29 protein-coding genes and 1 tRNA gene are annotated in these 27,000 nt (G+C 71.2%); 14 read left to right on the top strand and 16 right to left on the bottom strand.

Translation table 11 applies throughout. The features are described 5' to 3' along the window. Positions 1 to 13: 13 nt before the first annotated feature. Positions 14 to 391, bottom strand: coding sequence for an NADH-quinone oxidoreductase subunit A (gene ndhC, locus AB0D32_RS03040; RefSeq protein ID WP_357083896.1), 378 nt, complete (start codon positions 389 to 391; stop codon positions 14 to 16). Between the two features lie 131 nt (positions 392 to 522). Here ndhC and AB0D32_RS03045 point away from each other — a divergent pair, with 131 nt between their 5' ends. The 3 genes from AB0D32_RS03045 to AB0D32_RS03055 all read left to right on the top strand — a co-directional run bounded on the left by AB0D32_RS03045 (position 523) and on the right by AB0D32_RS03055 (position 5,121). After that, positions 523 to 1,944, top strand: coding sequence for a hypothetical protein (locus tag AB0D32_RS03045; protein ID WP_357083899.1), 1,422 nt, complete (start codon positions 523 to 525; stop codon positions 1,942 to 1,944). Between the two features lie 302 nt (positions 1,945 to 2,246). Further along, on the top strand, positions 2,247 to 4,094 hold the full coding sequence (locus AB0D32_RS03050) for a 2-oxoacid:acceptor oxidoreductase subunit alpha (protein WP_357083902.1): 1,848 nt from the start codon (positions 2,247 to 2,249) through the stop codon (positions 4,092 to 4,094). Next, complete coding sequence (locus AB0D32_RS03055) at positions 4,087 to 5,121, top strand: 2-oxoacid:ferredoxin oxidoreductase subunit beta (RefSeq protein WP_357083905.1); 1,035 nt, start codon at positions 4,087 to 4,089, stop codon at positions 5,119 to 5,121. The genes AB0D32_RS03050 and AB0D32_RS03055 overlap by 8 nt, the downstream gene beginning before the upstream one ends. Before the next feature lie 621 nt (positions 5,122 to 5,742). Here the strand turns inward: AB0D32_RS03055 and AB0D32_RS03060 are convergent. Continuing rightward, entirely contained in the window at positions 5,743 to 6,756 is a 1,014-nt protein-coding gene (locus AB0D32_RS03060) for a potassium channel family protein (RefSeq protein ID WP_357083908.1), read from the bottom strand. Positions 6,757 to 6,952: 196 nt separating this feature from the next. Here AB0D32_RS03060 and AB0D32_RS03065 point away from each other — a divergent pair, with 196 nt between their 5' ends. From AB0D32_RS03065 to AB0D32_RS03075, 3 genes are all read left to right on the top strand, one after another. Beyond that, a complete protein-coding gene (locus tag AB0D32_RS03065; protein ID WP_357083910.1) occupies positions 6,953 to 7,450 on the top strand; it encodes a helix-turn-helix transcriptional regulator in 498 nt (165 codons plus the stop codon). Positions 7,451 to 7,589: 139 nt separating this feature from the next. Then, complete coding sequence (locus AB0D32_RS03070) at positions 7,590 to 8,189, top strand: ATP-dependent Clp protease proteolytic subunit (RefSeq protein ID WP_357083914.1); 600 nt, start codon at positions 7,590 to 7,592, stop codon at positions 8,187 to 8,189. A 230-nt stretch (positions 8,190 to 8,419) separates the two neighbouring features. Further along, a complete protein-coding gene (locus AB0D32_RS03075; protein ID WP_357083917.1) occupies positions 8,420 to 9,073 on the top strand; it encodes a class I SAM-dependent methyltransferase in 654 nt (217 codons plus the stop codon). Between the two features lie 20 nt (positions 9,074 to 9,093). Here AB0D32_RS03075 and AB0D32_RS03080 read toward each other — a convergent pair whose 3' ends face one another. From AB0D32_RS03080 to AB0D32_RS03100, 5 genes are read right to left on the bottom strand one after another with little or no spacing between them, the layout of a single operon-like run. Beyond that, positions 9,094 to 9,870: an ABC transporter ATP-binding protein gene (locus tag AB0D32_RS03080; protein WP_357083920.1), complete on the bottom strand. Its 777-nt coding sequence runs from the start codon at positions 9,868 to 9,870 to the stop codon at positions 9,094 to 9,096. After that, on the bottom strand, positions 9,867 to 10,886 hold the full coding sequence (locus AB0D32_RS03085) for an iron chelate uptake ABC transporter family permease subunit (protein WP_357083923.1): 1,020 nt from the start codon (positions 10,884 to 10,886) through the stop codon (positions 9,867 to 9,869). The genes AB0D32_RS03080 and AB0D32_RS03085 overlap by 4 nt, the downstream gene beginning before the upstream one ends. After that, complete coding sequence (locus AB0D32_RS03090; RefSeq protein WP_357083926.1) at positions 10,883 to 11,869, bottom strand: iron chelate uptake ABC transporter family permease subunit; 987 nt, start codon at positions 11,867 to 11,869, stop codon at positions 10,883 to 10,885. The genes AB0D32_RS03085 and AB0D32_RS03090 overlap by 4 nt, the downstream gene beginning before the upstream one ends. After that, positions 11,862 to 12,677, bottom strand: a complete 816-nt coding sequence (locus AB0D32_RS03095; protein WP_357083929.1) for a siderophore-interacting protein — start codon at positions 12,675 to 12,677, stop codon at positions 11,862 to 11,864. The genes AB0D32_RS03090 and AB0D32_RS03095 overlap by 8 nt, the downstream gene beginning before the upstream one ends. Next, positions 12,674 to 13,681: an ABC transporter substrate-binding protein gene (locus tag AB0D32_RS03100; protein WP_357083932.1), complete on the bottom strand. Its 1,008-nt coding sequence runs from the start codon at positions 13,679 to 13,681 to the stop codon at positions 12,674 to 12,676. Before AB0D32_RS03100 ends, AB0D32_RS03095 begins: the two co-directional genes overlap by 4 nt. A 104-nt stretch (positions 13,682 to 13,785) precedes the next feature. Here AB0D32_RS03100 and AB0D32_RS03105 point away from each other — a divergent pair, with 104 nt between their 5' ends. Beyond that, the gene (locus AB0D32_RS03105; RefSeq protein ID WP_357083935.1) at positions 13,786 to 14,658 is read left to right on the top strand and encodes a helix-turn-helix transcriptional regulator; all 873 of its coding nucleotides are present in this window, start codon (positions 13,786 to 13,788) and stop codon (positions 14,656 to 14,658) included. Here AB0D32_RS03105 and AB0D32_RS03110 read toward each other — a convergent pair. Beyond that, a complete protein-coding gene (locus AB0D32_RS03110) occupies positions 14,568 to 15,320 on the bottom strand; it encodes an AMP-binding protein (RefSeq protein WP_357083938.1) in 753 nt (250 codons plus the stop codon). The two genes, AB0D32_RS03105 and AB0D32_RS03110, sit on opposite strands and share 91 nt — an antisense overlap. A 140-nt stretch (positions 15,321 to 15,460) precedes the next feature. Between AB0D32_RS03110 and AB0D32_RS03115 the strand changes: the two genes are divergently transcribed. The 6 genes from AB0D32_RS03115 to AB0D32_RS03140 are packed head-to-tail and all read left to right on the top strand — an operon-like array spanning position 15,461 to position 20,645. Next, positions 15,461 to 16,768, top strand: coding sequence for a thioesterase domain-containing protein (locus tag AB0D32_RS03115; protein ID WP_357083940.1), 1,308 nt, complete (start codon positions 15,461 to 15,463; stop codon positions 16,766 to 16,768). 14 nt (positions 16,769 to 16,782) lie between these two features. Continuing rightward, positions 16,783 to 17,541, top strand: coding sequence for a hypothetical protein (locus tag AB0D32_RS03120; protein ID WP_357083943.1), 759 nt, complete (start codon positions 16,783 to 16,785; stop codon positions 17,539 to 17,541). Between the two features lie 5 nt (positions 17,542 to 17,546). Beyond that, the gene (locus AB0D32_RS03125) at positions 17,547 to 18,773 is read left to right on the top strand and encodes an argininosuccinate synthase (protein ID WP_357083946.1); all 1,227 of its coding nucleotides are present in this window, start codon (positions 17,547 to 17,549) and stop codon (positions 18,771 to 18,773) included. Next, the gene (locus tag AB0D32_RS03130; protein WP_357083949.1) at positions 18,770 to 19,690 is read left to right on the top strand and encodes a methionyl-tRNA formyltransferase; all 921 of its coding nucleotides are present in this window, start codon (positions 18,770 to 18,772) and stop codon (positions 19,688 to 19,690) included. The genes AB0D32_RS03125 and AB0D32_RS03130 overlap by 4 nt, the downstream gene beginning before the upstream one ends. Positions 19,691 to 19,744: 54 nt before the next feature. Then, positions 19,745 to 20,116 (top strand): VOC family protein, encoded by a 372-nt coding sequence (locus tag AB0D32_RS03135; RefSeq protein ID WP_357083952.1) that lies wholly within the window; start codon positions 19,745 to 19,747, stop codon positions 20,114 to 20,116. A gap of 4 nt (positions 20,117 to 20,120) precedes the next feature. Next, a complete protein-coding gene (locus tag AB0D32_RS03140) occupies positions 20,121 to 20,645 on the top strand; it encodes a flavin reductase family protein (protein WP_357083955.1) in 525 nt (174 codons plus the stop codon). Between the two features lie 96 nt (positions 20,646 to 20,741). Here AB0D32_RS03140 and AB0D32_RS03145 read toward each other — a convergent pair whose 3' ends face one another. Continuing rightward, the gene (locus AB0D32_RS03145; RefSeq protein WP_357083958.1) at positions 20,742 to 21,251 is read right to left on the bottom strand and encodes a hypothetical protein; all 510 of its coding nucleotides are present in this window, start codon (positions 21,249 to 21,251) and stop codon (positions 20,742 to 20,744) included. A gap of 316 nt (positions 21,252 to 21,567) precedes the next feature. On the opposite strand from AB0D32_RS03145, the gene AB0D32_RS03150 reads away from it, so the two are divergent. Beyond that, entirely contained in the window at positions 21,568 to 21,930 is a 363-nt protein-coding gene (locus tag AB0D32_RS03150; protein WP_357083961.1) for a hypothetical protein, read from the top strand. Between the two features lie 479 nt (positions 21,931 to 22,409). Here the strand turns inward: AB0D32_RS03150 and AB0D32_RS03155 are convergent. From AB0D32_RS03155 to AB0D32_RS03185, 7 genes are all read right to left on the bottom strand, one after another. Continuing rightward, a tRNA-Arg gene (locus AB0D32_RS03155) sits at positions 22,410 to 22,482 on the bottom strand. Positions 22,483 to 22,902: 420 nt separating this feature from the next. After that, positions 22,903 to 23,361: a SitI3 family protein gene (locus AB0D32_RS03160; protein WP_357083964.1), complete on the bottom strand. Its 459-nt coding sequence runs from the start codon at positions 23,359 to 23,361 to the stop codon at positions 22,903 to 22,905. A 14-nt stretch (positions 23,362 to 23,375) separates the two neighbouring features. After that, positions 23,376 to 23,786, bottom strand: a complete 411-nt coding sequence (locus AB0D32_RS03165; RefSeq protein WP_357083967.1) for a hypothetical protein — start codon at positions 23,784 to 23,786, stop codon at positions 23,376 to 23,378. A 185-nt stretch (positions 23,787 to 23,971) separates the two neighbouring features. Next, a complete protein-coding gene (locus tag AB0D32_RS03170) occupies positions 23,972 to 24,499 on the bottom strand; it encodes a DUF6244 family protein (RefSeq protein WP_357083970.1) in 528 nt (175 codons plus the stop codon). Positions 24,500 to 24,687: 188 nt separating this feature from the next. Beyond that, complete coding sequence (locus AB0D32_RS03175) at positions 24,688 to 25,152, bottom strand: DUF296 domain-containing protein (RefSeq protein ID WP_357083973.1); 465 nt, start codon at positions 25,150 to 25,152, stop codon at positions 24,688 to 24,690. Between the two features lie 248 nt (positions 25,153 to 25,400). Continuing rightward, positions 25,401 to 26,039: a Sua5/YciO/YrdC/YwlC family protein gene (locus AB0D32_RS03180; RefSeq protein ID WP_357083976.1), complete on the bottom strand. Its 639-nt coding sequence runs from the start codon at positions 26,037 to 26,039 to the stop codon at positions 25,401 to 25,403. Between the two features lie 211 nt (positions 26,040 to 26,250). Next, complete coding sequence (locus AB0D32_RS03185; RefSeq protein ID WP_357083979.1) at positions 26,251 to 27,000, bottom strand: phytanoyl-CoA dioxygenase family protein; 750 nt, start codon at positions 26,998 to 27,000, stop codon at positions 26,251 to 26,253.

Consider the following 27,000-nt stretch of genomic DNA (forward strand, 5'->3'; position numbering starts at 1 on the left):
CGTCGCCGGGTGGTCAGGTCCAGCGCAGGATGTTCTTCCGCCAGGCGTAGAGGATGCCGAGGGCCAGCACCGCGACGAAGACCGCCATCTCCACGACCGTGACCGCCCCGAAGCCGGGCCGGTCGAAGACCATCGCCCAGGGGAAGAGGAACACCGACTCCACGGCGAACAGCACGTAGAGATAGGCGTACACGTAGTAGCGGATCTGCATCTGCGCCCAGTCGGCGCCGACGGGATCGAGGCCGCACTCGTAGGTGGCGCGCTTGCCGAAGGGGTCGGCCGGACGGGCGGGACGTAACACCCGGTTCGCCGAGAACGCCGTGACGAAGAAGAGGACGCTGGCGAGCAGCAGCAGCCCGAGCGTCGCGTACGAGCCCAGGTAACCGGTCACGGTCGCTGAGCCTACCGTTCCCCGCCTCCGTCCGGGTCCGGCCCGTTACGGATTCGTTTCCCGGTGGGACTAGTGCCTGCCGGCAACAGTTGCCGAATACTGGGAGCTCACTCATCGTCGCCGGAGGACAGATGGTTCGCGTGGACGTACGGCCGGGCCGGCGGGCGCGTGACCGACGCGCCGTGCCCCTGCTGGCGATCTGCCTCGCGGTCGGGCTGACGGTCACCGCGGTGCCGGGCCGGGCGACCGCCGACCCGGCCGCCGCCCGGGTCACCTCCCCCGCGACCGAACCCGGCGGGGAGCCGGGCGACGAGCCGGCCGGGGGCACCCCGACGGCGGATCCGACGGGCACCGGGCCGCTCCCCACCGAGGCGCCGTCGACCACGGCGCCACCGCCGGAGACCACGCCACCGGCCGCGACGACCGAGCCGGCACCCACGACGACGGCCCCGGAGCAGCCGGCACCCACCACGGCCGCGCCGACCACCGGCGCACCGCCCCCGGCACCGTCGACGCCGCCGGTCCAGCCCTCCGCGCCCGCCCCGACCCCGCAGGCGCCCCCGGTCGGGGTCAGCGTCACGACCGACGACATCACCCTGGACGCCGCGTACTGGAACGCGCCGAGCACCGTGACCGCGTTGCGGGTGACCGTCACGAACACCGGCGCCACGCCCGCCCGGATCCGGCTGGCCTACACGCTCCCGGCCGGGCTGACCGACGCCGGCACCGGGGGCTGCGCCCCGCTCGGCGGCGGGGAGCACCGCTGCGGCGAGTGGACGAGCGCACCCGGCGCCCGGTTCAGCGCCCTGCTCCACGTACGCGTCGACGGCGACGCCTGGAAGACGATGCCGCTCAGCGGCTCCGTCCGGGTCGCCGCGACCGCCCCCGGCACGCCCGGCCCGGTGAGCGACCACGAGGGGTTCGCGGTGCTCTTTCCGCCCGGCCCGCCGGTGCCGGGGATCAGCCTGGACGCCGGCGCGGTCTCCTTCGACATCAGCGGCGTGGCGAGCGGGCTCGACGTGCGCCTTGGCAACACCGGCCAGGTGGACGCCGACGGCCGGATCGAGGTGGTCCTGCCGACCGGAGTGACCGTGCCGGCACCCCCACCCGGCTGCACGGCGGTCAGCGCCGCCCGTACGCGCTGCGAGCTGGGCGCCCTCGCCGCCGGCCGGACGGCGGAGCTGCGGCTGCCGGTGTCCGCGACGCCCGAGGCCCAACGGCAGGCCCCGCTGGCCGGCGCGGTGCTCGGTCAGCTCGACCCGCGCAGCGGCCGGACCAGGCAGGTGCGGATGAGCTTCCGGATCACCGCGGTCGCCGCGCTGGCGACCCCGGTGGCCTCGCCGCCCGCGCCGACCGGGTCGCAGGGCGTGGTGGCCGCCGGTGCCCCGGCCGTCGGCACCGACGGCGGGGGCGGCTCGACGCGACGGACAGCGGTCCTCCTGATCGTGACCTCCACGCTGCTGCTGGCGTTCGCCCTCGCGCTGGCGACCACCGCACTGCGGCGGCGGCTGCTCGCCCCGGCGGCCGGGCCGTCCTCGGCACCGACGGAGTGAACCGGTCGGACCGTCCGGTGCCGCGCCGACCCGGACGACCGGTGATCTGGATTACGGCGGGCGGTCGGAAACACCTCAAATCGGGGTGGAATTCCGCTGGATCGCATCCCACAGGGCGGCCTCCGAGAAGGTTGGGGCGGCGATTCGACGTAGGCTCTCAGGTGAGGTAACTACAGCGGACCGGGCCCGCTCGGCGGGTCTGGTGCAGCGGTGCGTCAAGGAGGTCACGTGGCCGGGCAAGGCGAGGTCACCATCATGTTCAGCCGCCCGCGCGACCGCGCCCAGCGAAGCGAGGTGCAGGCGTGACCAAGCAGATCCGTCAACTGGACCGGGTGGTCATCCGGTTCGCCGGTGACTCCGGCGACGGCATGCAGCTCACCGGCGACCGGTTCACCTCGGAAACCGCGCAGCTCGGCAACGACATCTCCACGTTGCCGAACTTCCCGGCGGAGATCCGGGCCCCCGCCGGCACGCTGCCGGGCGTGTCGAGTTTCCAGGTGCACTTCGCCGACTACGACATCCTGACCCCCGGCGACGCGCCGAACGTGCTGGTGGCGATGAACCCGGCGGCACTCAAGGCGAACCTCGCCGACCTGCCGCGCGGTGCGGACATCATCGTCAACACCGACGAGTTCACCAAGCGCAACCTGGCCAAGGTCGGCTACCAGTCGAACCCGCTGGAGGACGACTCCCTCGCCGGCTACGTGCTGCACCCGGTGGCGCTGACGTCGATGACGGTCGGCGCGCTCGCCGCGCTCGACGTCTCCAAGAAGGACGCCGAGCGGGCCAAGAACATGTTCGCCCTCGGCCTGCTCTCCTGGATGTACAACCGGCCCTACGAGTCGACGCTGCGCTTCCTGGAGCGCAAGTTCGCCGCCCGCCCCGAGCTGGTCGCGGCGAACGTCGCGGCGTTCCGGGCCGGCTGGAACTTCGGCGAGACCACCGAGGACTTCGCGGTCCGCTACGAGGTCAAGCCGGCGAAGATGAAGCCGGGCACCTACCGCAACATCACCGGCAACGCGGCCCTCTCGCTCGGCCTGGTGGCCGCCGGCGTCCGCTCCGGGCTGCCGGTCTTCCTGGGCGCCTACCCGATCACCCCGGCCTCGGACATCCTGCACGAGCTGAGCAAGCACAAGCGCCTCGGCGTGCTCACCATGCAGGCCGAGGACGAGATCGCCGCGGTCGGCGCGGCGCTGGGTGCGTCGTACGGCGGCTCGCTGGGCGTCACCACCACCAGCGGTCCCGGCGTGGCACTCAAGAGCGAGACGATCTCCCTCGCGGTGGCGCTGGAGCTGCCGCTGGTGATCGTCGACGTGCAGCGGGCCGGCCCCTCCACGGGCATGCCCACCAAGACCGAGCAGGCCGACCTCAACATGGCGCTCTACGGCCGCCACGGCGAGGCCCCGGTCGCGGTGATCGCGCCGAAGTCGCCGGCGGACTGCTTCCACGCGGCCATCGAGGCGGCCCGGATCGCCCTGACCTACCGCACCCCGGTCATCCTGCTCTCCGACAACTACGTCGCCAACGGCTCCGAGCCGTGGCTGCTGCCCGACGTCGAGTCGCTGCCCGACCTGCGGGTCGAGTTCGCCACGAAGCCCAACGGCGACGACGGCACCACGTTCCTGCCCTACCTGCGAGACCCGGAGACGCTGGCCCGGCCGTGGGCCGTCCCGGGCACCGCCGGGCTGGAGCACCGCATCGGCGGCCTGGAGAAGGCCGACAAGACCGGCGACATCTCGTACGACCCGGCGAACCACGACTTCATGGTGCGCACCCGGGCGGCCCGGATCGAGACCATCCCGGTGCCGGACGTCGAGGTCGAGGACCCGGACGGCGACGCCCGGGTGCTGGTGCTCGGCTGGGGCTCCACGTACGGGCCGATCGGCGCGGCGTGCCGGGGGCTGCGCCAGCGCGGCCACGCCATCGCGCAGGCGCACCTGCGGCACCTCGCCCCGATGCCGGCCAACCTCGGCGAGGTGCTGCGCTCCTACGACCGGGTGGTCATCCCCGAGATGAACCTCGGCCAGCTCACCCACGTGATCCGGGCGAAGTACCTGGTCGACGCAATCGGCTACAACCAGGTCCGCGGTCTGCCGTTCACCGCCGCCGAGCTGGAGACGATGCTGGAAGAGGTCCTGAAGAATGTCTGAGCCCGTCGCCCTCAAGCTCACCGCCAAGGACTTCAAGTCCGACCAGGAGGTGCGCTGGTGCCCCGGCTGCGGCGACTACGCGATCCTCGCCGCGATCCAGCAGTTCATGCCGGAGCTGAACATCCCGCGCGAGCGGATCGTCTTCGTCTCCGGCATCGGCTGCTCGTCCCGCTTCCCGTACTACATGAACACGTACGGGATGCACTCGATCCACGGCCGCGCCCCGGCGATCGCCACCGGCCTGTCGGCCACCCGCCCCGACCTGTCGGTCTGGGTGGTCACCGGCGACGGTGACGCGCTCTCCATCGGCGGCAACCACCTGATCCACGCGCTGCGGCGCAACGTCAACCTGAAGATCCTGCTGTTCAACAACCGGATCTACGGCCTGACCAAGGGTCAGTACTCGCCGACCTCAGAGGTGGGCAAGGTCACGAAGTCGACGCCGGCGGGCTCGGCCGACGCGCCGTTCAACCCGTTGTCGCTCGCCCTCGGGGCCGAGGCCACCTTCGTGGGCCGCACCATCGACTCCGACCGCAAGCACCTCCAGTCGGTGCTGCGGGCCGCCGCGGAGCACCAGGGCTCGGCGTTCGTGGAGATCTACCAGAACTGCAACATCTTCAACGACGGCGCGTTCGAACAGCTCAAGGAGCCGGCCACCCGGGACGACTTCCTGATCCGGCTGGAGCACGGGCAGCCCATCACGTTCGGCAAGGACGGGCAGTTCTGCGTCGTGCACCCGCCCGGCGGATTCGGCCTGGAGGTCCGGGAGACCGCCTCGGTCAGCCCGGGGGAGATCGTCGTGCACGACGCGACGGTCACCGACCCGGCGTACGCCTTCGCGCTGTCCCGCCTGCCCGGCCTGGATCTGCGGAACACCCCGATCGGTGTGTTCCGCTCGGTGGACCGGCCGTCCTACGACAGCGTGGTGCAGGCGCAGCTCGCCGAGGCGAAGGCCAAGGTCACCGAGACGCCGGAGCAGCAGCTGGCCGGTCTCCTCGCCAGCGGGGACACCTGGACCATCCTCTGACCGACGCCGCGGCACCAGGACGACAGGAAGAGGCCCGCAACCGGATCCGGTTGCGGGCCTCTTCCTGTCAGGGCGCGGGCCTCTTTCGCCGGGACGCGGCCCCTTCTCCCGGCTGGTCGAAGCCCGACTTCTTGTCGAAGCCGGTATCCCCTGGCGTATCTCCAACTCGTTGTCGGCCAGGTCACGGTATGTAACAGGAAAAGTTTCCCGCCATTCACTACGGTGAGTGACGGCTGCCTCGGCGCTGAAAGGAACGCGCCGGCCACCGTCGACGTTGACAGCCCTGCGACCAGGGCTTTCAGCAAGGACCGGCCTCAGGAACAACCAAGCCCCGCAGCCCCTTTGCTCTGCATCCTCATACGCAACGCGCACTGATCGTTACTGGTGCATATGGTGATGCAGAGCAAAGCGTCCGAAGGGCGACGGCACCGGGGCCATGAGCTGAATACTGAGCGTCACGAGAAATAGCCCGATGAGCAGGTGCCAATAGGGCATCGGGCTCGATGCGCCAGCGACCGCAGCCAACACCCGGACCGCCACCGGGGCCACCACAACGACACGCTCGCCGGCCTGCCGGGCTCGTGCTTCGGTCTAGCACCCCAGTTGTCAGGGGCGGTCCGGTCAGGGGGCTGTCGTCGCCTGAGGACGGTCGTCGCGTACGTGCACCAGCATGTCGCCGGTCTCGATGACCGCGCCGGCCTGGTCGGCCAGGGTGACCACCTTGCCCCGGCGCACCAGGGCGATGACCAGCGAATCCAGCTCCCGGGGAGAGCGGCCCACCTCGGAACGCTCGGCGGAACGCATCGCCAGCGCCATGCCCTGCCCGGGGGTGAGCAGGTCCTCCACCACGTCGATCAGCGGCGGGGCCGAGGTGGACAGGCCCAACAGCCGGCCGGCGGTGGCCGAGGAGACGATCACGTGGTGGGCGCCGCTCTGCTTGAGCAGCGGGGCGTTCTCGGCCTCGCGCGCGGCGGCGATGATCCGCACCTGCCCGGCGGTGAGCTGCCGTACGGTCAGGGCCACCAGGACCGAGGCGTCGTCGCTGTCGGTCGCGATGATCACCGCTTTGGCGTTGCGTACGTGCGCCTCGTTGAGCACCGACGAGCGGGTCGCCGAGCCCTCGATCGCCACCAGCCCGGCCGAGGTGGCCTGCCGCAGTGCCGGTCCGCTGCGCTCCACCACCACGATCCGGGACTTGTCCAGCCCGTTCTCCAACAGGGCGGAGACCGCGCTGCGGCCCTTCGTGCCGTAGCCGCAGATGATGACGTGGTCCTTCACGGCTCTCCTCCACCTCGACAGGCGACGCCCGGTGCGGTACTGCTCGGTCAGCACTTCCAGGGTGGTGCCGACCAGGATGATCAGGAAGATCACCCGGGCCGGCGTGATGTAGACGACGTTGATCAGCCGGGCGGTCTGACTGACCGGGGTGATGTCGCCGTAGCCGGTGGTCGAGAGGGTGACCACCGCGTAGTAGAAGCAGTCGAGGAGGGTCAGCCCGTCCTCCTCGACGTCGCGGTAGCCGCCCCGGTCGAGGTAGACCACGGCGACGGTGGCGAAGACCAGGCCGACTGCGGCGGCCAGGCGGAGACTCAGCGCGCTCAGGGGGCCTCGTCGCTGCGCGGGAAAGTGGATCACGTGAGGGCCTGCCCCGGCCCTGTCGTCACCTGCACGACCACAACATAGCGGCCTGCCCGGATCTCGCACGGCGGCGTCGCCCAGCCGGGTACGCGACGGGTCGCGGCACGACGCGCGCCGGTAGGGGCCGACCCGCGCGGGCGGCAGGGGGCATGATGGGGGTGTCCCGGACGACGAGCCCGAGAGTGAGGCCGGCATGTCCCTGCTGCGACGAGTGATCGGTGGCGTGCTGCGCCGGCTCCGGCTGCGGCAGGGCCGCACGCTGCGCGAGGTGGCCGAAGCCGCCGGGGTGTCGGTCCCCTACCTGTCCGAGGTCGAACGCGGTCGTAAGGAAGCCTCCTCCGAGGTGCTCGCGGCGATCTGCCGGGCGCTCGGCATCCGCCTGTCCGACCTGCTGGAGGAGGCGCGCGACGACCTGCGCCGCGTCGAGCCGCGGATCCCGGCCGCGCCCCGTGCCAGCCTGGCCCGGCTGGAGCGGGCGGAGGTCGGCCGACCCGACGCCGCCGCCCCGGCTGGCCTGGTCGGTCCCCGGACCGGTGGCCCGCTGCTGCACCTGGCGCCGCGCACGGGCGGTCCGACGCTCCGGGTCGGGCGGCCCGCCTCCAGTGTGGGCGGGCGCCACGGCCCGCGTACCCGCGACGCACTCGCCTGCGGGCGGACCCGCGCGGGCGCGCGGCCATTGACCGTCGTCTAGGCCAGCCGATTCTGCCGTCGGCGGATCTGCCGCCGGCAGAAATGTTGGGTTGGCGCACCCCGCTCCGCGCAGGCTGGAGGGGCCGGTCCCCCGGGTGCCCTTCCCGTCGCCCGCCGGCACTGCCGGAAGGGTGGACGCGATGATCGGTCTCGACGTGCGGATGTTGGACGGTGGGCAGCCGTCCTTCGGCGACCAGGTGTTCGAGCGGCTGCTGAAGGAGCGGATCATCTTTCTCGGCACGGAGGTGACCGACGCCTCGGCGAACCAGATCTGCGCCCAGATGCTGCTGCTCGCCGCCGAGGACCCGGAACGGGACATCGTGCTCTACATCAACTCGCCGGGTGGCTCGGTGAGCGCGGGGATGGCGGTCTACGACACGATGCGGTTCGTCGGCAACGACGTGGCCACCGTGGCGCTCGGCTTCGCCGGATCGATGGGGCAGTTCCTGCTCTGCGCGGGCACGGCCGGCAAGCGTTACGCCCTGCCCCACTCGCGGATCATGATGCACCAGCCGTCCGGCGGATTCGGCGGCACCGTCGCGGACATCACCATCCAGGCGCAGAACATGCTGCACGTGAAGCGGACCATGCAGGAGCTGATCGCCCAGCACAGCGGGCGCAGCCTGGAGGAGATCCAGCGGGACTGGGACCGCGACCGGTGGTTCACCGCCGAGGAGGCCCGCGAGTACGGGCTGATCGACCGGGTGGTCACGACGGCCGCGCAGCTCCCTTCGGGCTGACGGGCCCGGTGCGCGGCACCGGGGGCCGGACGCGCCCCCTCGATCCGCGTCCGACCCCCGGCAGGCGATGGCCACGGATGGTACTGGCCGCCGTACGCAGAGCTTATTCCCGGCAGTGAGAATCCGTCCGGACGACAGCAGGCAGCGTCTTGGGCACGAATGTCGTTACATCCGACGGCGGGCCGGGCGACGCCCCCTGGGAACCGCGGGGGCCGGTAGCGTGCCGGAACGTGAGCGGACCGGACCAGCTGCACGACACCCGGGCGTCCTACGACGCCGTGGCCGCCGACTACGCCGCGCAGTTCCAGGACGAGCCGGTCGGCCAGCCGTGGGACCGGGCGGTCCTCACCGGCTTCGCCGACCTGGTGCGGGCCGCCGGGAACGGGCCCGTCGCCGACGTCGGCTGCGGCCCTGGCCGGGTCACCGGGTATCTGCACGGGCTCGGGCTGGACGCCTTCGGGCTCGACCTCTCCCCGCGGATGGTCGAGATCGCCCGCCGGTCGCACCCCCACCTACGCTTCGAGGTGGGCGCGATGCCCGATCCGGGGCTGCCCGACGCCTCCCTCGGCGGCATCGTGGCCTGGTATTCGACCATCCATGTCCCGGACGAGCTGCTTCCGGCCACCTTCGCCGGCTTCCGCCGGGCGTTGCTGCCCGGCGGGCACCTGGTCATGGCGTTCCAGGTCGGCGACGAGCCGCTGCACCGGACCGAGGCGTTCGGCTACCCGGTCTCGCTCAGCGCCTGGCGCCGCCGACCGGACCGGGTCGCCGAACTGCTGGCCGACGCCGGGCTGGAGGTCCGCGTCCGGCTGGTGCGCGAGCCCGAGACGTACCTGGGCCGTCAGGAGCCCACGCCACAGGCGTACCTGCTGGCCCGAGCCTGAGGTCGGCCGCGCCCCGGAGGTCAGACGGTCGGCACCACCATCGGGGTGCCGGTGACCGGGTTCGGCATCACGACGCTCGGCAGGCCGAAGACCTCCCCCATGAGCTCCGCGTCCACCACGTCGGCCGGCGGCCCCTGCGCGACGACCCTGCCGTCCTTCATCGCCACGAGATGATCGGCGAAGCGGCACGCCTGGTTGATGTCGTGCAGGACCGCGACGACCGTGCGGCCCTCGTCGCGCAGCCGCGCGAAGAGCGCCAGCAGCTCGTACTGGTGGGTGATGTCGAGGAACGTGGTGGGCTCGTCGAGCAGCAGGTACGGCGTCTCCTGCGCCAGCACCATCGCGATCCAGACCCGCTGGCGCTGCCCCCCGGACAGCTCCTCGACGGGCCGGTCGGCCAGGTCCGCGACACCCGCCACCGCCATGGCCGAGCGGACCGCCTCCTCGTCGGCGGCCGACCCCGTGCCGAGCAGGGACTGGTGCGGGTAACGCCCCCGGGCGACGAGCCGCCGGACGACGATGTTCTCCGGGGCGACCAGGCCCTGGGGCAGGAACCCGACCTGCCGGGCGAACCGCTTCGGCCGGTGGTCGGCGACGTCCCGGCCGTCGAGGCGGACCGCTCCCGACGACGGCGTGAGCAGCCGGACGAACGCCTTCAGCAACGTCGACTTCCCGCACGCGTTGGGCCCGACGATGGCCGTGAACGCGCCGTCCGGGACGGCCAGGCTCACCCGCGTCGACACCACCCGCTCGCCGTAGCCGAGCGTGACGTCCTCCGCGGTCAGGCGGCTGCTCACCGTCGTTTCACCTCCATGCTCAGCAACCAGATGAGATAGCAGCCGCCGATGGCCGTGGTGACCACGCCGACCGGCAGCGCGACCGGCGCCAGCAGCAGTTGCGCGACGAGATCGGCGGCCAGCAGCAGCACCGCGCCGGTCAGGGCCGCCGGCACCAGGGGCACGCCCGCGGCCCGCGCCAGCCGCCGGCCGATCTGGGGCGCGGCGAGGGCGATGAACACGACCGGGCCGGCGACCGCGGTCACGGTGGCGGTGCAGCCCACGCCGGCCAGGACCATCAACAGCCGGAGCCGGCCCAGGCGTACGCCGCTGGTGCGGGCGATATCGTCGCCCAGCGCCGCCTGGTGCATGGCGTGGGAGATCGCGACGAGCAGCAGCACGAACAGGCCGATGGCGGCGAACGGCAGCCGGACCTCGGCCCAGTCGACGCCGTTGAGCGAGCCGGCGTTCCAGCCGGTGGCGGCGAGCGCCACGTCGATCTCGGCCCGCAGCACGATCCACGAGTTGAGCGCGGTCAGCATCGCGTTGACGGCGATGCCGACGACGATCAGCCGCAGCCCGCTGAGCCCCGAGTCCAGCGACAGCAGGTAGATGGCCGTGGCGGCCAGCAGCCCGCCCGCCACCGAGCCCGCCGCGAGCTGCCCGGCGGTGCCGTTCAGCACCGTGATCGCCACCAGCGCGCCCGTGTACGCGCCCGCGTCGAGGCCGATGACGTCGGGGCTGCCCAGCGCGTTGCGGGTCAGGTTCTGGAAGATCGCCCCGGCGAGCCCCAGGGAGGCGCCGAAGACCAGCGCGGCCGTCACCCGGGGCAACCGCCACTCCCTGATCACGAAGGCCGACTCGCCGCCCCGGGTCAGGGCGGTGAACACCTCCGCCGGGGTGGCCCAGTCCTGCCCGTGGCAGAGGCCCAGCAGGGCGAGGCCCGCCGCGACCGCGACGAGCACCGACGACACGACGGCCGTACGCCGTTCGACCTCGACCACGACCGGCCCCGCGCGCAGCGTCAGCGTGCTCACAGCGCCGCCGCCCCGTAGCGGCGGACGGCCCAGATCAGCACGGGGCCGCCCAGGAACGCCGTGACGATCGCGACCGGGACCTCGCCGGTGGGCAGCAGGACCCGCGAGCCGATGTCGGCGACGAGCAGCAGGATCGGCCCGAGCAGCATCGAGTACGCCATGATCCACGGAATCGAGTCGACCGCCAGCCGCCGCGCCAGGTGCGGCACCATGAGACCGACGAAGGCGATCGGCCCGGCGACGGCGGTGGCGACGCCAGTGAGCACGGTGACCAGCACCAGGACGGTGATCCGGATCCGGGTGACGTGGGCACCGAGCGCGTGGGCGACGTCCTCGCCGAGAGCCAGCGCGTTCAGCGGCCGGGTCGCGGCCAGCGCGGCGGCCAGGGCGACCACGGTCACCAGCACGGGCACGGCCAGCGGGGTCTGCTCGGTGCCGGCGAGCGCCCCCACCGACCAGAACCGGTACCGGTCGAAGACGTCGGGAAAGGTCAGCCGCAGGCCGAGCGAGACGCCCATCAGGACCCAGCCCAGCGCGACACCGGCCAGGACCAGCCGCAGGGGCGAGACCCGTCCGACGGTGTAGACCACGACCGCGGCGAGGGCGGCGCCGACCACCGCGAGGCCGAGCTGACCGGCCTGCGATCCGGCGACGCCCGCCAGGACACCCAGGTTGATCGCGAAGCCGGCCCCGGCGGTCACCCCGAGGATGCCGGGCTCGGCCAGCGGGTTGCGGGTCAGCGTCTGGATGAGCACGCCGGCCGCGCCGAGGGCGGCGCCGACGCAGACGCCGACGATCGTGCGGGGCAGCCGGATGTCGCGTACGACGAGGTGGTCGGCGGTCCCCGCGAAATCCGTGAGAGCCCGCCAGACCTCGATCGCCGCGACGGGCCGGGCGCCCACCGCCATGCTCGCGCCCGCCGCGACGACGAGCAGCGCGACGGAACCGAGCAGGAGGGGCACCCGGCGGTACAGGTCAGTCATCAAGCCCGGCGATCCCGCGTTTCCAGTAACCGGTGATCAACGAGTCGACGTGGTCCTGACTCCAGGCGCGCAGCGGCTTGATGTCGGTCGCCTCGCCGGCGGCGAAGAGGAACGTCCGCCCGCCCGGCAGCCGCAGCGACCGTACCGTCTCCGCCAGCGCCGACCGGTTGCCCTCGCGTACCAGCCAGGTCACCGTCACCCCGTCCCGCCGCGCCAGCGGGTAGCCCTGTTCGGCGGCGTCGTCGACCTCGACGACGACGTGGGCGGACACGTCGGCCGGGGCTTCCGCCAGCCACCGGCCGGCCGCCGGCAGCGCGGTGCCGTCGACCGCGAAGACGTAGTGGTCGTAGTTGTGGGGGAACGCCTTCGCCCCGGGCGGGCCGGCGATCGTCACCTCGTCGCCGACCGACGCCGAGGCCGCCCAGGTCGAGGCGACGCCGCCGTCGTGCAGCACGAAGTCCAGGTCGAGCTCACCGGCGGCGGCGTCGTACCGGCGGATGGTGTACTTGCGGCCGGTGGGCAGCGGCTTCGGCCAGTCGAGCATCTGCTGCGCGTTCGGAACGGGGTCGCGACGGGTGCCGTCCGGATCGGGAAAGACGATCATGACATGGTCGTCGGCCTGGTAGGTGTGGAACCCGGCGAGGGCCGGGCCGCCGAGGGTCAGTCGCAGCATGCGCGGGGTGAGCTGCTGGCGGGCGATGATCCGGACCCGCCGTACCCCGATCGGGTAGCCGATCCGGGCCGTACCGCTGCCGGCGCGGTGGTGGGCGGCGACCCGGCCGGCAGGGTCGTGCCGGTCGACGCTCATCGGGCGAGCAGCGGCGCGAACGCCTTGTCGATCGAGTCGAGGGTCTTGAGGGCCGACTCGTACGTCGCCGCCTCCGTGTACCGCAGCGGGAACACCCGGCCGGCCTTGACCGCGGGCAGATTCTTCCACAGCGCGGAGTCGAGCACCTGCTTCACCGCCTCGGCCGGCGTGCCGTCGGGCTGAAGCGTGTACGTGATGGCGTCGGCCTCGCCGAGGCTCTCCGGCAGCTCCTCGATCGCTGGGTACTCGCTGACGTCGCGACCGCCGCCACCCTTCTCCTTGACCTCGCCGTAGTAGGTCACACCGACGTACTGGGCGATGTTGGTGCCCCACGAGTTGGCGAACTCGCGCTGGAACGTGCCCTTGGCGATCTCGCCGTAGGCGCCCACGTGCCCGAACTTCAGACCGGCGAGCGCGGTGGCGTACCTGGCCTTGAGCTCCCCCGCCTTCTTCTCGTACGCGTCCTTGGCCGCCTGGAAGTTCCCGGCGCGACCGGCGGCGTCGGACTGGCGACGGGACAGCTCGCGCCAGGCGTCCGGAACCGTCGGTCCGATCGCGACGACGGGCGCGAGGCTCTCGAGCCGCTTCATGTCGATGTCGCCGAGGGCCGGCTTCGGCACGGCGATCACGATGAGGTCCGGCTTCGCGGCGGCGATGGCCTCGTAGTTGGTCTCGGCAGCCGCCTCGCCGGCGACCTTGGGCAGCCGGTCGTAGGTGGCACGGTCCTGCTCGGTCATCATCGCCAGGCCGCGCTTCCACGTCGAGATCCCCACCAGTGCGGCGTCCGCCTCGATGAGGACCGGCACCGCGTAGCCGGTGGCGACGACGCGCTTCGGGTCGACCGGAATGCTGATCTCGCCGTTGTCGGCGGCGAAGACGCGGGTGCCGGACCCACCGTCGGTCGTCGTGGCTGATTCGGCGCCGTCCGAGCCGCAGCCGGTCAGCACGGCGAGGGCCAGGGCTGCTGCGGCAACGGTCAGACGCCGGTGCTGTCGTACGGACATCTACCAGTTCCTTCGAGGGGCTTCAGGGGGTGGCAACCCCGCTGGGCTGCAAAGGTTAGGTTAGCCTTACTTTCGCGTCCGGAATGTCGGTGAGAGGTCAACCCATGTCGGGGAGAGGTCAGAGCGTGATGGTCAGCGACCCGATCACGGCGGATCCCGTCAGCTGCGACGAGTTCGGCTACGGCCTCGGCCACCCCGACGGCATCCTCGTCCTGCGGTACCGGTCGGTGACCCGCCTGGCGTTCGGCGAGAACCGGCAGGACTTCCTGCACCAGCTCTACTGGTCGCCCGACGGCCTGCTCTCCGCCCGCCACGGCCGGCACACCACCTTCGTCGGCCCGGACGAGGTCTTCTGGGTCCACCGGGCGGTCACCCACGAGGTGCACGCGGCGGACCGGCAGTCCGTCTACCGGATCTGCCTGCGCGAGGTGCCCGCCGCCCTGAACGGGTTGCGGGCCGGCATCGCCGCCATCGACGCCGAGGCGGCCCGGCTCGTCCTCGCGCTCACCGACCGGGGGTACGACGAACGCGACGCGCCCGAGGCCCGCCGCCGCATCATGGCCGGGCTCGACCCCCGGTCCAAGCCGACCGACGACCGGCCGGCCGGCGGGCAGGGCGTCGCGGTGGCGGTCGCCACGGCGCTGGCGCACGACCCCGGCGACACCACCGGCCTCGCCGAGTGGGCCGAACGCCTGCACGTCAGCGTCAAGACGCTGCAACGCGACTTCGCCCGCGAGTTCGGCATGTCGTACTCGCAGTGGCGGACGAGGTTGCGCCTGCGCGCGTCGCTGGCGCTGCTGGAGACCCGACCGGTCGGCGAGGTCGCCCGTCGCATCGGATACGCCAGCCCGTCGGCCTTCATCTCCGCATTCGCCCGCGAGTACGGCTACACCCCGGGTCGCGCCGCCGCGATGAGGCGTACTGCCGACACGCCCCCGTCGTCGCCCCGGCCCCGGCAGGGGTCCGCCCGCTCGTAGCCGTCCGGCTCGGCGCACCGGCAGCTGGCGGGGCAGGTGGCGGGTCGAGGGCGGCGCAGAGAGGTTCCTCCGGCATCGTTCCGGGGACCACCAGCAGCGCCCCCGACAGCCAGGCGACGAACATGTCGAACACCGACGGGTCGAAGGTCAACTCGAAGGTCTGCGACAGCCGTGACCCCGGCGGGGCCGCCGGTGTAGGCGCCCGTCCACCGCTCGGCCGGCACGTCGTACCAGCGGTCGTCCGGGGTGTCCGGCAGGTGCAGGACGCCGACCGGGCCGGCCGCCTCGTCGGCCACCCGCCGGCCCGCGTCGTCGGCGAGCAGGGCGTCCACCCCGGCGTGGGCACAGGTGCGCCGGATCCGTTCCGCCGGCGCGTCGGGGCTGAGCGGCACGACGGTCGCGGCCAGCCGCAGCGCGGCGAGATAGCCGACGTACGCCGCCAGGCTGCGCGACGCGCAGAGCCCGACGACCCGGGGCGGGCGGCCGTGCGGGCCGGCCAGCCGGGTGGCCAGACGCTCGACCCGGTCCAGGAGTTCGGCGTAGTCGAGCTCGTGCCCGGCGACGCGCAGGGCCGGGGCGTCGGGATGCCGGCGGACCGTGTCGGTGAAGCCCTGGAAGAGGGTCCGGGCGTCCCCGCCCACCGGGAGGCCGCCCGTGCTCACCGGGAGCCGCCGGTGGTCGCCGCCTCCGGCAGGTCCCCGCCGTCGTCGGCGGTGCCGGCGTCCTTGTCCCCGTCCGGGCCCCCGCGCCGCTGCTGCTGAGCTATCTCGGCCCGATCGGCACCGATCTGCGGCTCGGCGCGGTGCCGGCGACGCTGCTGCCCAGCCCGAACCGGGCCGCCCGCGCCGACCTGGCGATGTCCGCCTGGGAGGCCGACGGCGGCTACCTCGCCGAGATCGAGTACCACACCGGGCGGTACCGGGAGAGCAGCGTGCTGGCCCTGCTGCACGACCTGGACGCCGTGCTGGCCGACGGCGGCGCCGAGCCGCAGCGCACGGTCGGCTCGTTCGTCGTCGCCACCCGTGCCCGTACCGGCCGCGTGGCCCCGGCCGTCGTCGACCACGACCGAACAACCGGCCCGCCGCCCGAGTCGGCGGACTGGCGGCACGTCGTCGCCGCCTGGACCGACGTGCTCGGCGGCCCGCCGCCCGGGCCTGACGTCGACTTCTTCGCCGCCGGCGGCAACTCGCTGAGTGCCCTCCGGCTCGTGGACGCGCTGGCCGCCGACGGGCGACCGGCGGTGGACGTGGTGCGGTGGCTGGGCGAGCCGACCCCCCGCCGGTTGGCCGCCCTGCTGGGCAACGGGCCGCAGCCGGCGCCGGCGGAGTCGACGCTGGTGCGGCTGCGGGACGGTACGGGGCCGCACCTGCACCTCGTGCACGGCGCCGGCGGCAGTCCGCAGGACTACCAGGACCTGCTGGCGGAGTTGCCGGAGCACTGGCGGGTGACCGCCTCCCGCGACGGTGCGGAACTGCCGACGGTGCCGGCGCTGGCCCGCCGGTACCGGGCCGACCTGGACGCGGCGGGCCTGGTCCCGGACCTGCTCGGCGGATGGTCGTTCGGCGGTCAGGTCGCCTACCAGATGGCCGCCGACCAGGTCGGACGACGGTCCGCGCTGGTGCTGCTGGACTCCGCCCCGCCGGTCGGGTACGAACTGCCGGCCGACGGTGTCCGGCAACGCTTCGACACCTTCACCGAGAACATCCACCGGGCTCTCGACCTGGAGCCGGACGCCCCGAGGCCAAGGGTGACGGGCGGTACGGAGCCGGCCGGCTTCGACGGGCGGCTGGCCGTCGGCGCGCTCGCGGCCTGCCTGGCCGCCGTCGGGCAGCCCGTGCCGACGGCGCTGCTGGCGCCCCGCTGGCACAGCTACGAGCGCCATCTCCGGGCCAGTGCCGAATACGTGCACGACGGCCCGGTAGACACTCCCGCGCTGGTGATCGGCGCGGACCTGCTCGACCCGCAGCTCGCCCAGTGGGCGGCCCGGGTCGGGGCGGCCCGGTCGCAACGGATCGGGACCGACCATTTCGGAGTGTTGCATTCCGCCGCCGTGGCGCAGGTAGCGGCGGCCGTCATCGATTTCGCACGCGTCGCGGCGGCGCGAGGTTAACCAAGGAGGAATCCGTGTTCGACTCGAGAGTCTTGTACGAGGATCTACGGGAGCACGTGGAGCGCGACGTCGCGCCGGACGACATCGCCACGGCCCGCCGTGACTTCTCCTACCTGGGGCATGCGAAGGTCTCCTTCGTCGCCCCCGACAGCGTCAAGACGGCGGTCGCCGACGAGGTCAACGAGCTAATCGAGAAGGCCGGCACGCGACGGGACCTGCGTTTCGCGGAGACCGACTACACGCCGCGCCGGATGCGCAACGTGACCCGGGCCGAGATCGCCGAGCTGGGCACCGTCATCAACCAGATCTACACCGCCGAGCCGATACTGCGGGTGCTGTCGGAGGTGGCCGGCGAAGCGGTGCACCCGTGCCCGTACGAGCCGGAGCAGTTCGTCATCACCTGCCTGGAGAAGGACGGCGACACCCACGGCTGGCACTGGGACGACTTCGCCTTCGCGCTGGTCTGGGTGGTCGAGTGCCCGCCGGTGGAGCACGGCGGTTTCGTCCAGTGCGTGGCCGGCACCACCTGGAACAAGCAGCGTCCGGAGATCAACCGGGCGCTGGTCAGCCGTCCGATCTACTCGATGGAACTGTTCCCCGGTGATCTGTACCTGATGCGGACCAACACCACGCTGCACCGGGTCGCCCCGGTCCACCAGGGCCGCCGCAAGATCATTAACATGGGGTACGCCTCGACGTCCGACCTGACCCGCGACTTCACCCACGAAACCATGGACCAGCTGTGGGCGACCGTGCCCGCCGGAGAGGTGTGACCGCCATGTCGACTCGGAACAACATCGCCCCCCAGCACATCGTGCTCGCCTTCTCCGGCGGGCTCGACACCTCGGTGGCCCTCGTATGGCTCAAGGAGCGGTACCGCTGCCGGCTGACCGCGTTCATCGCCGACCTGGGGCAGGGCGAGGAGCTGGACACCGCCGCCCGCAAGGCCGAGAAGCTCGGCGCCGACGAGGTGCGGGTGGTCGACCTGCGGGAGGAGTTCGCCCGGGACTACGCGTTCCCCATGTACCGGGCCAACGCCCTCTACGAGGGGCAGTACCTGATGGGGTCCTCCATCGGCCGGCCGCTGATCGCCGCGGCGCAGGTGCGGGTGGCCGAGGAGGTCGGCGCCGACGCCGTGGCGCACGGGGCGACCGGCAAGGGCAACGACCAGATCCGCTTCGAGATGACCTTCGCCGCGCTACGTCCCGACCTCACGGTGATCAGCCCGTGGCGGGAGTGGGACCTGGCCTCCCGCAGCGACCTGCTCGCCTACGCCGGCAGGCACGGCATCGAGCTGGACCTGAGCAGCGGCGAACGGCCGTACTCGATCGACAGCAACCTGCTGCACACCTCGTACAAGGGTGAGGCCCTGGAGGACCCGGCGCAGCCCGCGCCGGAGGGGCTGCTTTTCCGGGTGCGCGACCTCGCCGACACCCCCGACGAGCCCGAGACCGTCGAGATCCACTTCCAGGGTGGCAACCCGGTCGGCGTCAACGGGACGCCCCTGTCAGCCAGCGCCGTGCTGGAGGCGCTCGACGAGATCGGCCGCCGGCACGGGATCGGCCGGCTGGACATCGTGGAGAACCGGATCTTCGGCATGAAGACCCGCAACATCTACGAGGCCCCGTCGGGCAGCCTGCTCTGGCACGCCCACCGGGCGGTGGAGTCGCTGGTGCTCGACCCGGAGGTGGCGCAGCTCAAGGAGGAGCTGATGCCGAAGTACACCGCCCTCGTCTACCGTGGCCTGTGGTTCGCCCCGGAGCGGCTCATGTTGCAGATCGCCATCGACTTCAGCCAGCAGAACGTCACCGGCGACGCGATCCTGCGGGTGCACCGGGGCACGGTCCAGGTCATCGGCCGCCGCTCCCCGCACAGCCGCTACGACACCGCGTTCGCCACCTTCGAGGCGGACGACGTGTTCGACCAGCGGGACTCCTCCGGCTGGCTGCGGGTCAACACCGTCCGGTTCCGCGCCGGGCTGACGAACGGAGCGGCACAGCAGTGAGGATCGTCTTCTTCGGGTACGGCCAGTTGGGCGCGACCGTGTTGCGGGGCATCGCGCCGCACCACGAGGTGCTGCTGGTGCTGACCCACCGGGCCGAGTTCAGCGGCCTCGGCGAACCGGACGTCGAGCTGGCCGCGGCGGAACTGGGGCTGCCCGTGCGGCACTCGGCCACCGCCCGCGAGCCCGACCTGCACGAACAGCTGCGCGAGCTCGCGCCGGAGGTCATCGTCTCCACGAACTGGCGGACCCGGGTGCCGCCGGAGGTCCTGCGGATCCCGGAACGCGGCGCGGTCAACACGCACGACGCGCTGCTGCCCGCGTACGCCGGGTTCGGCGCGGTCAACTGGGCGATCCGCAACGGCGAGGAGGAGACCGGCCTCACCGTGCACTACATGGCGGAGGAGCTGGACACCGGGCCGACGATCATCCAGGCCCGCGTGAAGATCGGTCCGCACGACACCGCCGGGCAGATCCTGGAGCGGCTCCTCGCGGAGTACGTGCCGGTCACGCTGGAGGCGTTGGAGCGGGTCGCCGAGGGGCACCGGGGCGAGCCACAGCCGCCCGAGGGGGCGTCGTTCTACCACCGGATCGGTGTCGAGGACACCCGGATCGACTGGCGGGACAGCGCCACCACGATCTGCAACCTGGTGCGCGGCCAGTCGGACCCGTTCGTCAACGCGTGGACGACGCACCGCGGCCTACGGCTCTGGGTCAAGGCCGCCACCCGGCCGACCCGGGCGCACGGCGGCACCCCCGGCCGGATCGTCAAGGCCGACTACGGCGGGGTGGTCGTCGCCAGCGGTGGGCCGGGCGACGGCGACGACCGCGGGGTGGTGCTGCTCCAGGTCCGCACCGAGACCGGGCCACCCGTGCGCGCCGTCGACTACTTCACCACCTTCGGCGAGTACCTTCACTGACACGGTGACCGGGGGCACCGGTCATCGCGCCATGGTGATGACGGGAGAGGTCGGATGATCGGTCGACTGCACTCGGTGGTGCTGGACTGTCCGGACGCCGAGAAGTTGGCGGAGTTCTACATCGAGCTGACCAGCCTGGAGTGGGCCGACAGCGACGGGTACTGGGTCACGCTGAAGGGCTCGGACGGGCATCCCCGCCTCTGCTTCCAGAGCGTCCCCGACTACCAGCCGCCGCAGTGGCCGGATCCGACCTTCCCCCAACAGGCCCACCTCGACGTGGAGGTGGACGACATCCAGGAGGCCGAGCAGGCGGTGCTCCGGCTCGGGGCGACCCGGCTGCGCGGCGGCGGGAGCCGCAACCACGGCTTCCGGGTCTACGCCGACCCGGCGGGGCACCCGTTCTGCCTGGTCTGGGGTCAGGACTGACACCATGACGAGCCAGGACCGGGCAGTGGAGTTCCGTCGTACCGCTGGTGCGTTCGCCACCGGCGTCGGCATCGTCAGCAGCGTGTACGACGACATCCCGCTGGCGATGACGGTCAACTCGTTCACCACCGTCTCGCTGCACCCCACCCTGGTCCTGACCTGCCTGAAGCACCGGAGTCGACTGCTCACCCAGATCCGCGACTCCGGCATCTTCGCGGTCACCGTGCTGGCGGCGGACCAGCGGGACGCCGCCCGTTGGTTCGCCGACGCCCGGCGCCCCTCCGGCGCGGCGGCGTTCGCCGGCGTCCGGGTGCACCGGGCGCCGGCCACGGGCTGCCTCGTGTTCAGCGAGGGCCTGGCCTACTTCGACTGCCGGGTACGCGACCTCTCCGACCAGGGCGACCACTCGGTGGTCATCGGGGAGGCGGTGTCCTACGGCGCCCTGCACCCCGCCAAGGCACCGCTGCTGTACCTCAACGGGTCGTACCGGTCGATCGCGATGGCGCCCCCGGCGGCGTCCGCCGCGTAACGGGCGACGGACACCAGCCACCTGATCACCTCCCCCCGCATCGCAACGGGCATCGTGGCGTTTGGTCGCGAGGTCCGGCTGGGCGGCGCGCCCTGACTAGCCGGCCCGACGCCGCCGCAGGGCCGCGGCCACCAGTCCGGCGACAAGCACTGTCAACGTCGCACTCGCCACCAGCCACCAGCCCGGCACCCGCGCGGGCTCGGGTGCGGCCGTGACAAGCGTCGGCGCCGCTGCGGGCGCGGACGCCGTTGCCGGCAACTCGCGGACCCCGGTGCACAACCCGGTGGTTCCGTTGATGGAATTCACCCGGTACCGGGTGCCGGTTTGAAAGGCATAGCCGCAACTTTCCTCGACGCGGCTCACTCGCAGCCTGAGCGTGGCCTCTCGCCCGACACTGCCCTTCTCGACCGACTCGACGGCGAGTCGGACCGCCGAGTCCGTCACCTCGGTGACCGCGCCGACGACGATGACGTCGGCCCGCTCGTCCTGCTCGGCGGGGCCGAAGGCGCACGAGCAGGCCCAGGCGGGCTCCACCGGTGAACCCAGCACGACGACGCCGAGGCTGAGGGTAATCAGGGCCAGCACGATCGCGGCGCGCAGCTTCATGCCCTTACCGACGCGCGTGAAGCGCCTGAGGTTCCCTGCGGCTCCGGGCCTCGCGGTCCTCTTCCTTCTCTGACTTGGTCGTCTTGAAGGATCACGCGAGGACCGTCTCCTATCTACGCAACACGCCTATCACGGGCAAGTCGAACACCGCTTCCGTGGACGCAACCGGCGTGTTGTCACGGGAGATGCTTGACACTCGCGTCTCACCAGATGCTTCGGCTGGCGGCAACGCCTGCGTCAGGTGGCACCGTTGTGAAGATGAGGCAAGATCGCAAGTATTGCCGGTGCCGTGGACCTTCCGAGGGGGCGCAGTACGGTGACGACGAACGAACCCATCCTCTTCGATCAGGTGCAAATCGGGCGAGGGCTGCTCCCATTGGCCCAACACGGTTACGTGGTTGTCGAGCAGGGCGTGCTCCGCCTGCTGGGAAGCAACCGGCAACTGATTGACCACGCACCGCTGGCCGCCATCACGGTCGCGCCGGTCCGCTTCACGAGGGGCCAAGCCGTCGCGCTGACGATCAACGGCACAAAGTACAACGTCTCGCCCGGTTGGGGTGCCCACGTGGGCAGCCTGATCCTGCCCGGCGACACCAGGCAGGTCAAGACGGCGGCGGCGTACCTGGTGCGGCTGGTCGAGGCCGCCCGCCGGCAGGGAGCGCCATCGCCAGGCTGGTGACCTGAACCGGCGGCCCGTCAGCGTGGGGTGTACCGCAAGCACCACTGCGAAAGATGCCAGCGCCAGGGTATTCGGGCACCTATCGCCTGGACTGGGCATGCCGGCAGCCGGCCGTTCCGGACGTGTGTGAGCCGACTCCCGCGTCTCAGGCGGCGGCAGGCGTGTCGTCCTCTTCGAGGTAGGCGGGACGGGCCTGACTTCGGGCCTGCATGCTGGCTCGGATTCGTCGAGCGAGGCTGGGGTGGTCAGTTCGTCAGTCTGGGCGTTGACCGGCATGGACTGGCCCGCATAAAGGTCGCCATCCCGGATCTTGCCCCCGGCATCCCATCGACCTGGGCAGACAGCCTCAAGATCATTCCGTGCATCTTCCGCAACCTGCGACAAACGGCCCGCTTCCGGTGGCCTACGGCCGCACACGCCGGCCAATCGAGAGCTGTGCGCATTACCAGCTCAGGCGGCTTTCTGGCTGCTCTTCGAGGTGCCCCCGGCAGGATTCGAACCTGCGACACACGGTTTAGGAAACCGATGCTCTATCCCCTGAGCTACGAGGGCGCGAGCGCCTAGTCTAGCGACCTGGGGGTTCACCTGGGGTGGCAGGGAGTGCCCCACGTTCACCCACGTTCCCCGGACCCGTGTTGTCGCAGCCCAGGAGCACACCCCGAGCACGCGAACCCCGGGTTGCGACCGGCGGTCGGCCACGGTGACCCGTGTTGGCACCGGTTCACCCGGGTTGGCATCCGCTGGAGAGCACACACCGCGCACATCATCGAAGATCATGTGGGGCTGCCCGCTCCCCCGGCTGGGCGCCGCCTCCCACGGGGGATTCCGGCCAGGTCGCGATCAGCCGCGCGATGGCTGGTCGTCGTTGTCGCGGTCAGGTCCGTCGGGTCGAGGAAGACGACGTCGACGTCGCCCACGGACGACGGGTCGAAGCCGCGTCGTTCGTCAGCGGGTCACCCGCGCTCGGCTGGTTCATTGGGTGATGATGAGGTCGCCTATGCCGTAGTGGCTCCACCAGGTAGGCCGGTGTCTGCGGAGTTCGCCCCCGACACGGGTCAGCAGGAGCCAGTTTCCGTTCTGGACCAGCGCCGCGTCCTCCTGCCGGGCGGCCAACACCCGGGCCACGGCCTTCATCATGTTCGGGATGCCCTTGTCGACCACGTCGTCTGCCCGCATGGAGAAGTCGATGTCGACGTACGTCTCCGGCTCCCACTCCCAGCGGGCACCGTCGTCGGCCTCGGCATCGAAATAACCCTGGCTCCCTGAAGAGACGGTCAGCGCGTACCCGCGGGTGTCGTAGAGGCGAGCACTGAACAGCCGCGGGTTGGTGCCGCTCGGCCTGGGCTTCTCGGCGGCGTCCACCGCCACGAGATCAGCCACGTGGTCCAGGGGCAGGTCACCCGCCAGGGTCAACCTGAACTCGACAGCCATCTCTGCGCCTCTCCTCAGTCTCGACGGACGATCTGCACGATCGCGCCGCTCGGCGTTACCGCGACGAGTTCTTTCAGCCTCTCGACGGGCCAGGTGTCGAACTGCCTCCGCAGGGCCGCGAGGTCTCCGTGCCAGTCGTGCAGGTTCAGCACCACACGTTGGGTCTGCTCCTTGTCGACCTTGGCGCGGACCTCGCTCCAGACGCCCCGCACCGGCTTGCCGAGAGTGGGCGAATAGCAGTCGAACACATGACCCTCGATCAGGTAATCCGGGTCTTTGTTCGGGTTGCCCGAGTCGCCGGTACGGAGCCGGGCGTCGGCGATCTCCTGCCTGGTGGGGTTCTGGTGGACCCGGTAGCTCTTGCTGGCGACTATATCGGCGCATTCGTTCTCGAGCTCCAACGGACGCCGCCCTTCGTCGTCCAACCGGGGTGGAATTCTGGTTCTCGGACCGGTCGGCGTCCCGCCCGGGGCTCCGGTTGGCTGTCTGGTCCAGGGCGTGCCGTGGCCGTGGTCAGCGGATGTGGCGTCGCCGGCGGCATGAGGTGTCGACGGCGGGTCACCGTGCTCGGAAGGGGTAGGGCTGGCCGGTGGATGACCGCCAGCCCCTGTCAGTTTCCCGACGACCCCAACTGCCGGGCCTGCGCGATCGCCGCCTCAACGGCCTGCCGGGTCCCGCCGGTGCGCTGAACGACCAGCACCAGGACCTGCTTGATGGCCTCCAGGGCCTGCAGCAGCGGCCCGGGCTGCCCGCCCTGCAGGACCATGGCGACGAGTTGCTGCGCCTCACCGACTCCGGTGATGGCCCCGGTCGCCGCGTCACGAGCGGCGTCCACGGCGCTCTGCACGGGCGCCAGCCCGGCGATCGTCTCCTGCGGGGTGGCCTCGTTCGGGACCGCCGCGGTGGCCTTCGTCGCTTCACCGATCGAACCGGCGAGACTTCCCAGGCCGCCCTGGATGCTCGTGATCGCGTTGCGCACCCGCGCCACACCCGCCGCCACGGCCACGAAGCCCGCGCCCGCGGCCCGCAACGCCACCTCCTGCGCCTGACTGTCAGCGGCGGCTGCCAACCCCTGCGCGCGTTCGACCCCGGTCATCAACGCGCGGAGCTCACCGGTGATCTTCTCGATCTGCGACACGTGGCCGGCGCCCCAATCGACGGTAATGAAAGTGCTCGATGCCTGAACCTACCGGGCTCCTCGCGAGGCCACCAGACACCGGCGAGGCGGTCGGCACCGCAGACAGCCACCGCGATGCGAACAAGTCGCTTGAGCGGCTTCCGGTCCAGATTCCACCTCTGGTGGCAGGCGTGGATACCACTGGCCTCTCAGTTGTCGCCGATATGCAACAGCGGCACGTCGTAGAGGCTCGCCTCGGGGATACGACGCATGACGGGCGCAGCGACCTCGATGATCAGCATTTCGGTGAGGAACTGGATCGTCGCGGCGAGCAGGTGACTGGTGTGGCCGGTCGCGCTGTGCTCCTTGAGTCCGACGCTGACGTGGATGTGGGGCGCGATCCGGTCGTGGGCGTCGTCGTAGGCGATAGTGCCGCCACCGAACGCTTCAACGTTGGTCAGGTGCACCCGGTCCCAGACCGGGGCTTGGGGGTCGTCCAGACGCTGGCAGGTGCCGACGATCTCGACCGTGCCGAACCCGGCGATGAAGACAGGGATGTAGCCGTGCCGGATGCCGTTGACGCGACAGGCGTCGGCGAGGGCGGCGAAAAAGTCCTCGCCATGATCGAAGGTGACGCCGATCATCCGTCCGAGCGTGAGGTCATGGCTGCGCATGCTGGAACTCCCGGGTCGAGGCGGGCGGGCGAATGGCTTTGATGAGTCCTGGCCGGGGACGCACCTGCGCGGGGCCGTACTTCGCGACCTCGGCCAGCAGCGCGACGACTGCGGCCTGCGTGTTGTCAGCGTCGGTGAGGACCGCCAGCCGGAGCTCTGGTCAGTGGCGTCCATGCGTTTCCTCGCCCCGAACGTGTGGCTCCTCAGAAGCCGCGCGAATCTGCTCACTTCTTGACATGAGGCAGGTTTCAAGAAGCAGCCGCGATGGCTGTATTGACGGCGCGGTCGTGGACAACCCCCGATCTCGTGATCTTCGCCTGCGGTTCGGTGCAGTCGACGATAGTTAGGTGATTGCCCAGTGGGCTGATGCCACTGTCGATGCAATACGCGACGCTGAGCTCGGACTCCGCTACAAACCCTTCAACCTCCGCTGCGGTGATCGCTGGGCCTAACGTCTTGGTCGGGTCGGAAAGGTTGGCCGTCGTGGCGGCGATGGGAACGCGGCTTCGTCCGGCAAGTTGACCGAGCACGCCAGGGTCGAGGGTCACGAGAGCGTTAGGCACGCCGACGGGCTGGTGCTGCTCAGCGCATTCCGAGTCTCGCCAACGGAGGATCATGGCCAAGTCTCCGGGCCAGAAGGCCGTGGCGAGTTGGATCGCGGCCGGCGTCATAATGAACAGCTCGTCGGCTGCGACGAGCGATGGCAGTATGTAGGCCAACGACTTCGCTCGTGGTCGGCCCTTGCCAGCGTAGATGCGCGCGCAGGCGTCGTGGTCGCGCGCGTTGGCGCAAATCATGTACCAACGTCGAGTTGGGACAATGACAAGTTCGCCAGCTTCGAGTGCTTCAATCGCCAGCGGGAGTTCGTCGGGTCGGATCAATTTCACGACATCAGCCCTTCAAGCCTCGGGGTGACATGCTGCTTTGCTTTGCACCAATCTGGTTCTGCCGAACGGCGTCGCGCCGGCCAGTCGGGGCATAGGCGTACTGGCCTGGGACACGCCGAGCCGGGACCGGAGGCGAATGCACGATCGCGCCGGCAGAGGCCGGCGGCCACCTGAGGCGCGCCAACAGATGGTCCATGGGTGTCGGGATCGGCTATCGCACTCGTTCGGCGAGTGGCGGGAAGTCCAGCCACGGGTCGCGAAGCGCGGCGAGACGGTGGCTAGCATGGTTGACGTGGGATACGCGGAAATAGGCCATGATCCGCGGCGCAGCGGTCAAGTTCCGGCCAACGGCGTGGGGGACTAAGTGGTGCATCAGCAGTACATCACCCGGCTCGCCGAGTAGCGGGGTACCCTGCTCGGCATCGATGTGCGGGGGCACTTGGGCGGTGACGCCCAGCGACCATTGGGTCCGGAACCACTTCGCCATCCGCAGGTGTCCGCCGATGACGTAACGCAGGGCGCCACCGGCCGGGTCGCTGATGTCGGAAAGCACGACACCCACGAGAAGCGAGAAGGTGCGCAGTTCGGCGGGGTCAAGGTGTGGGCAAGCGACGCCGTCCACGTGCATGGCCTTTTCGGGTTGTGCCTGGCCGAGGTCGCGTTCCGGAACGCGGATCTGGATCTGCGTAGTGGTCACCGGTGCCACGTCGCCGAGGAGTTCGCCTGCGAGCCCGGCCACACCGGACTGAGCAAACAGCGCGCGCAAGTCCCGATGGTCGCTAAGGTGCGGGGCGAAGGTCCGCTGCGTGAACTCGGCGAGCCGGCGTTGATCTAAGTCGGTGCGGTACCAGTCGGTTACCAGCGCCGTCGCGCAGTCGATCAAGTGCGCCGGAACGAAGTTGCGTTTGACGACCATTCCCTTGGTGGTGAAGGTGGACAGATCGTCAGCGGTGAGGGGCAT

This window comes from Micromonospora sp. NPDC048170, from assembly GCF_040652795.1.
Taxonomy (GTDB): domain Bacteria; phylum Actinomycetota; class Actinomycetes; order Mycobacteriales; family Micromonosporaceae; genus Micromonospora.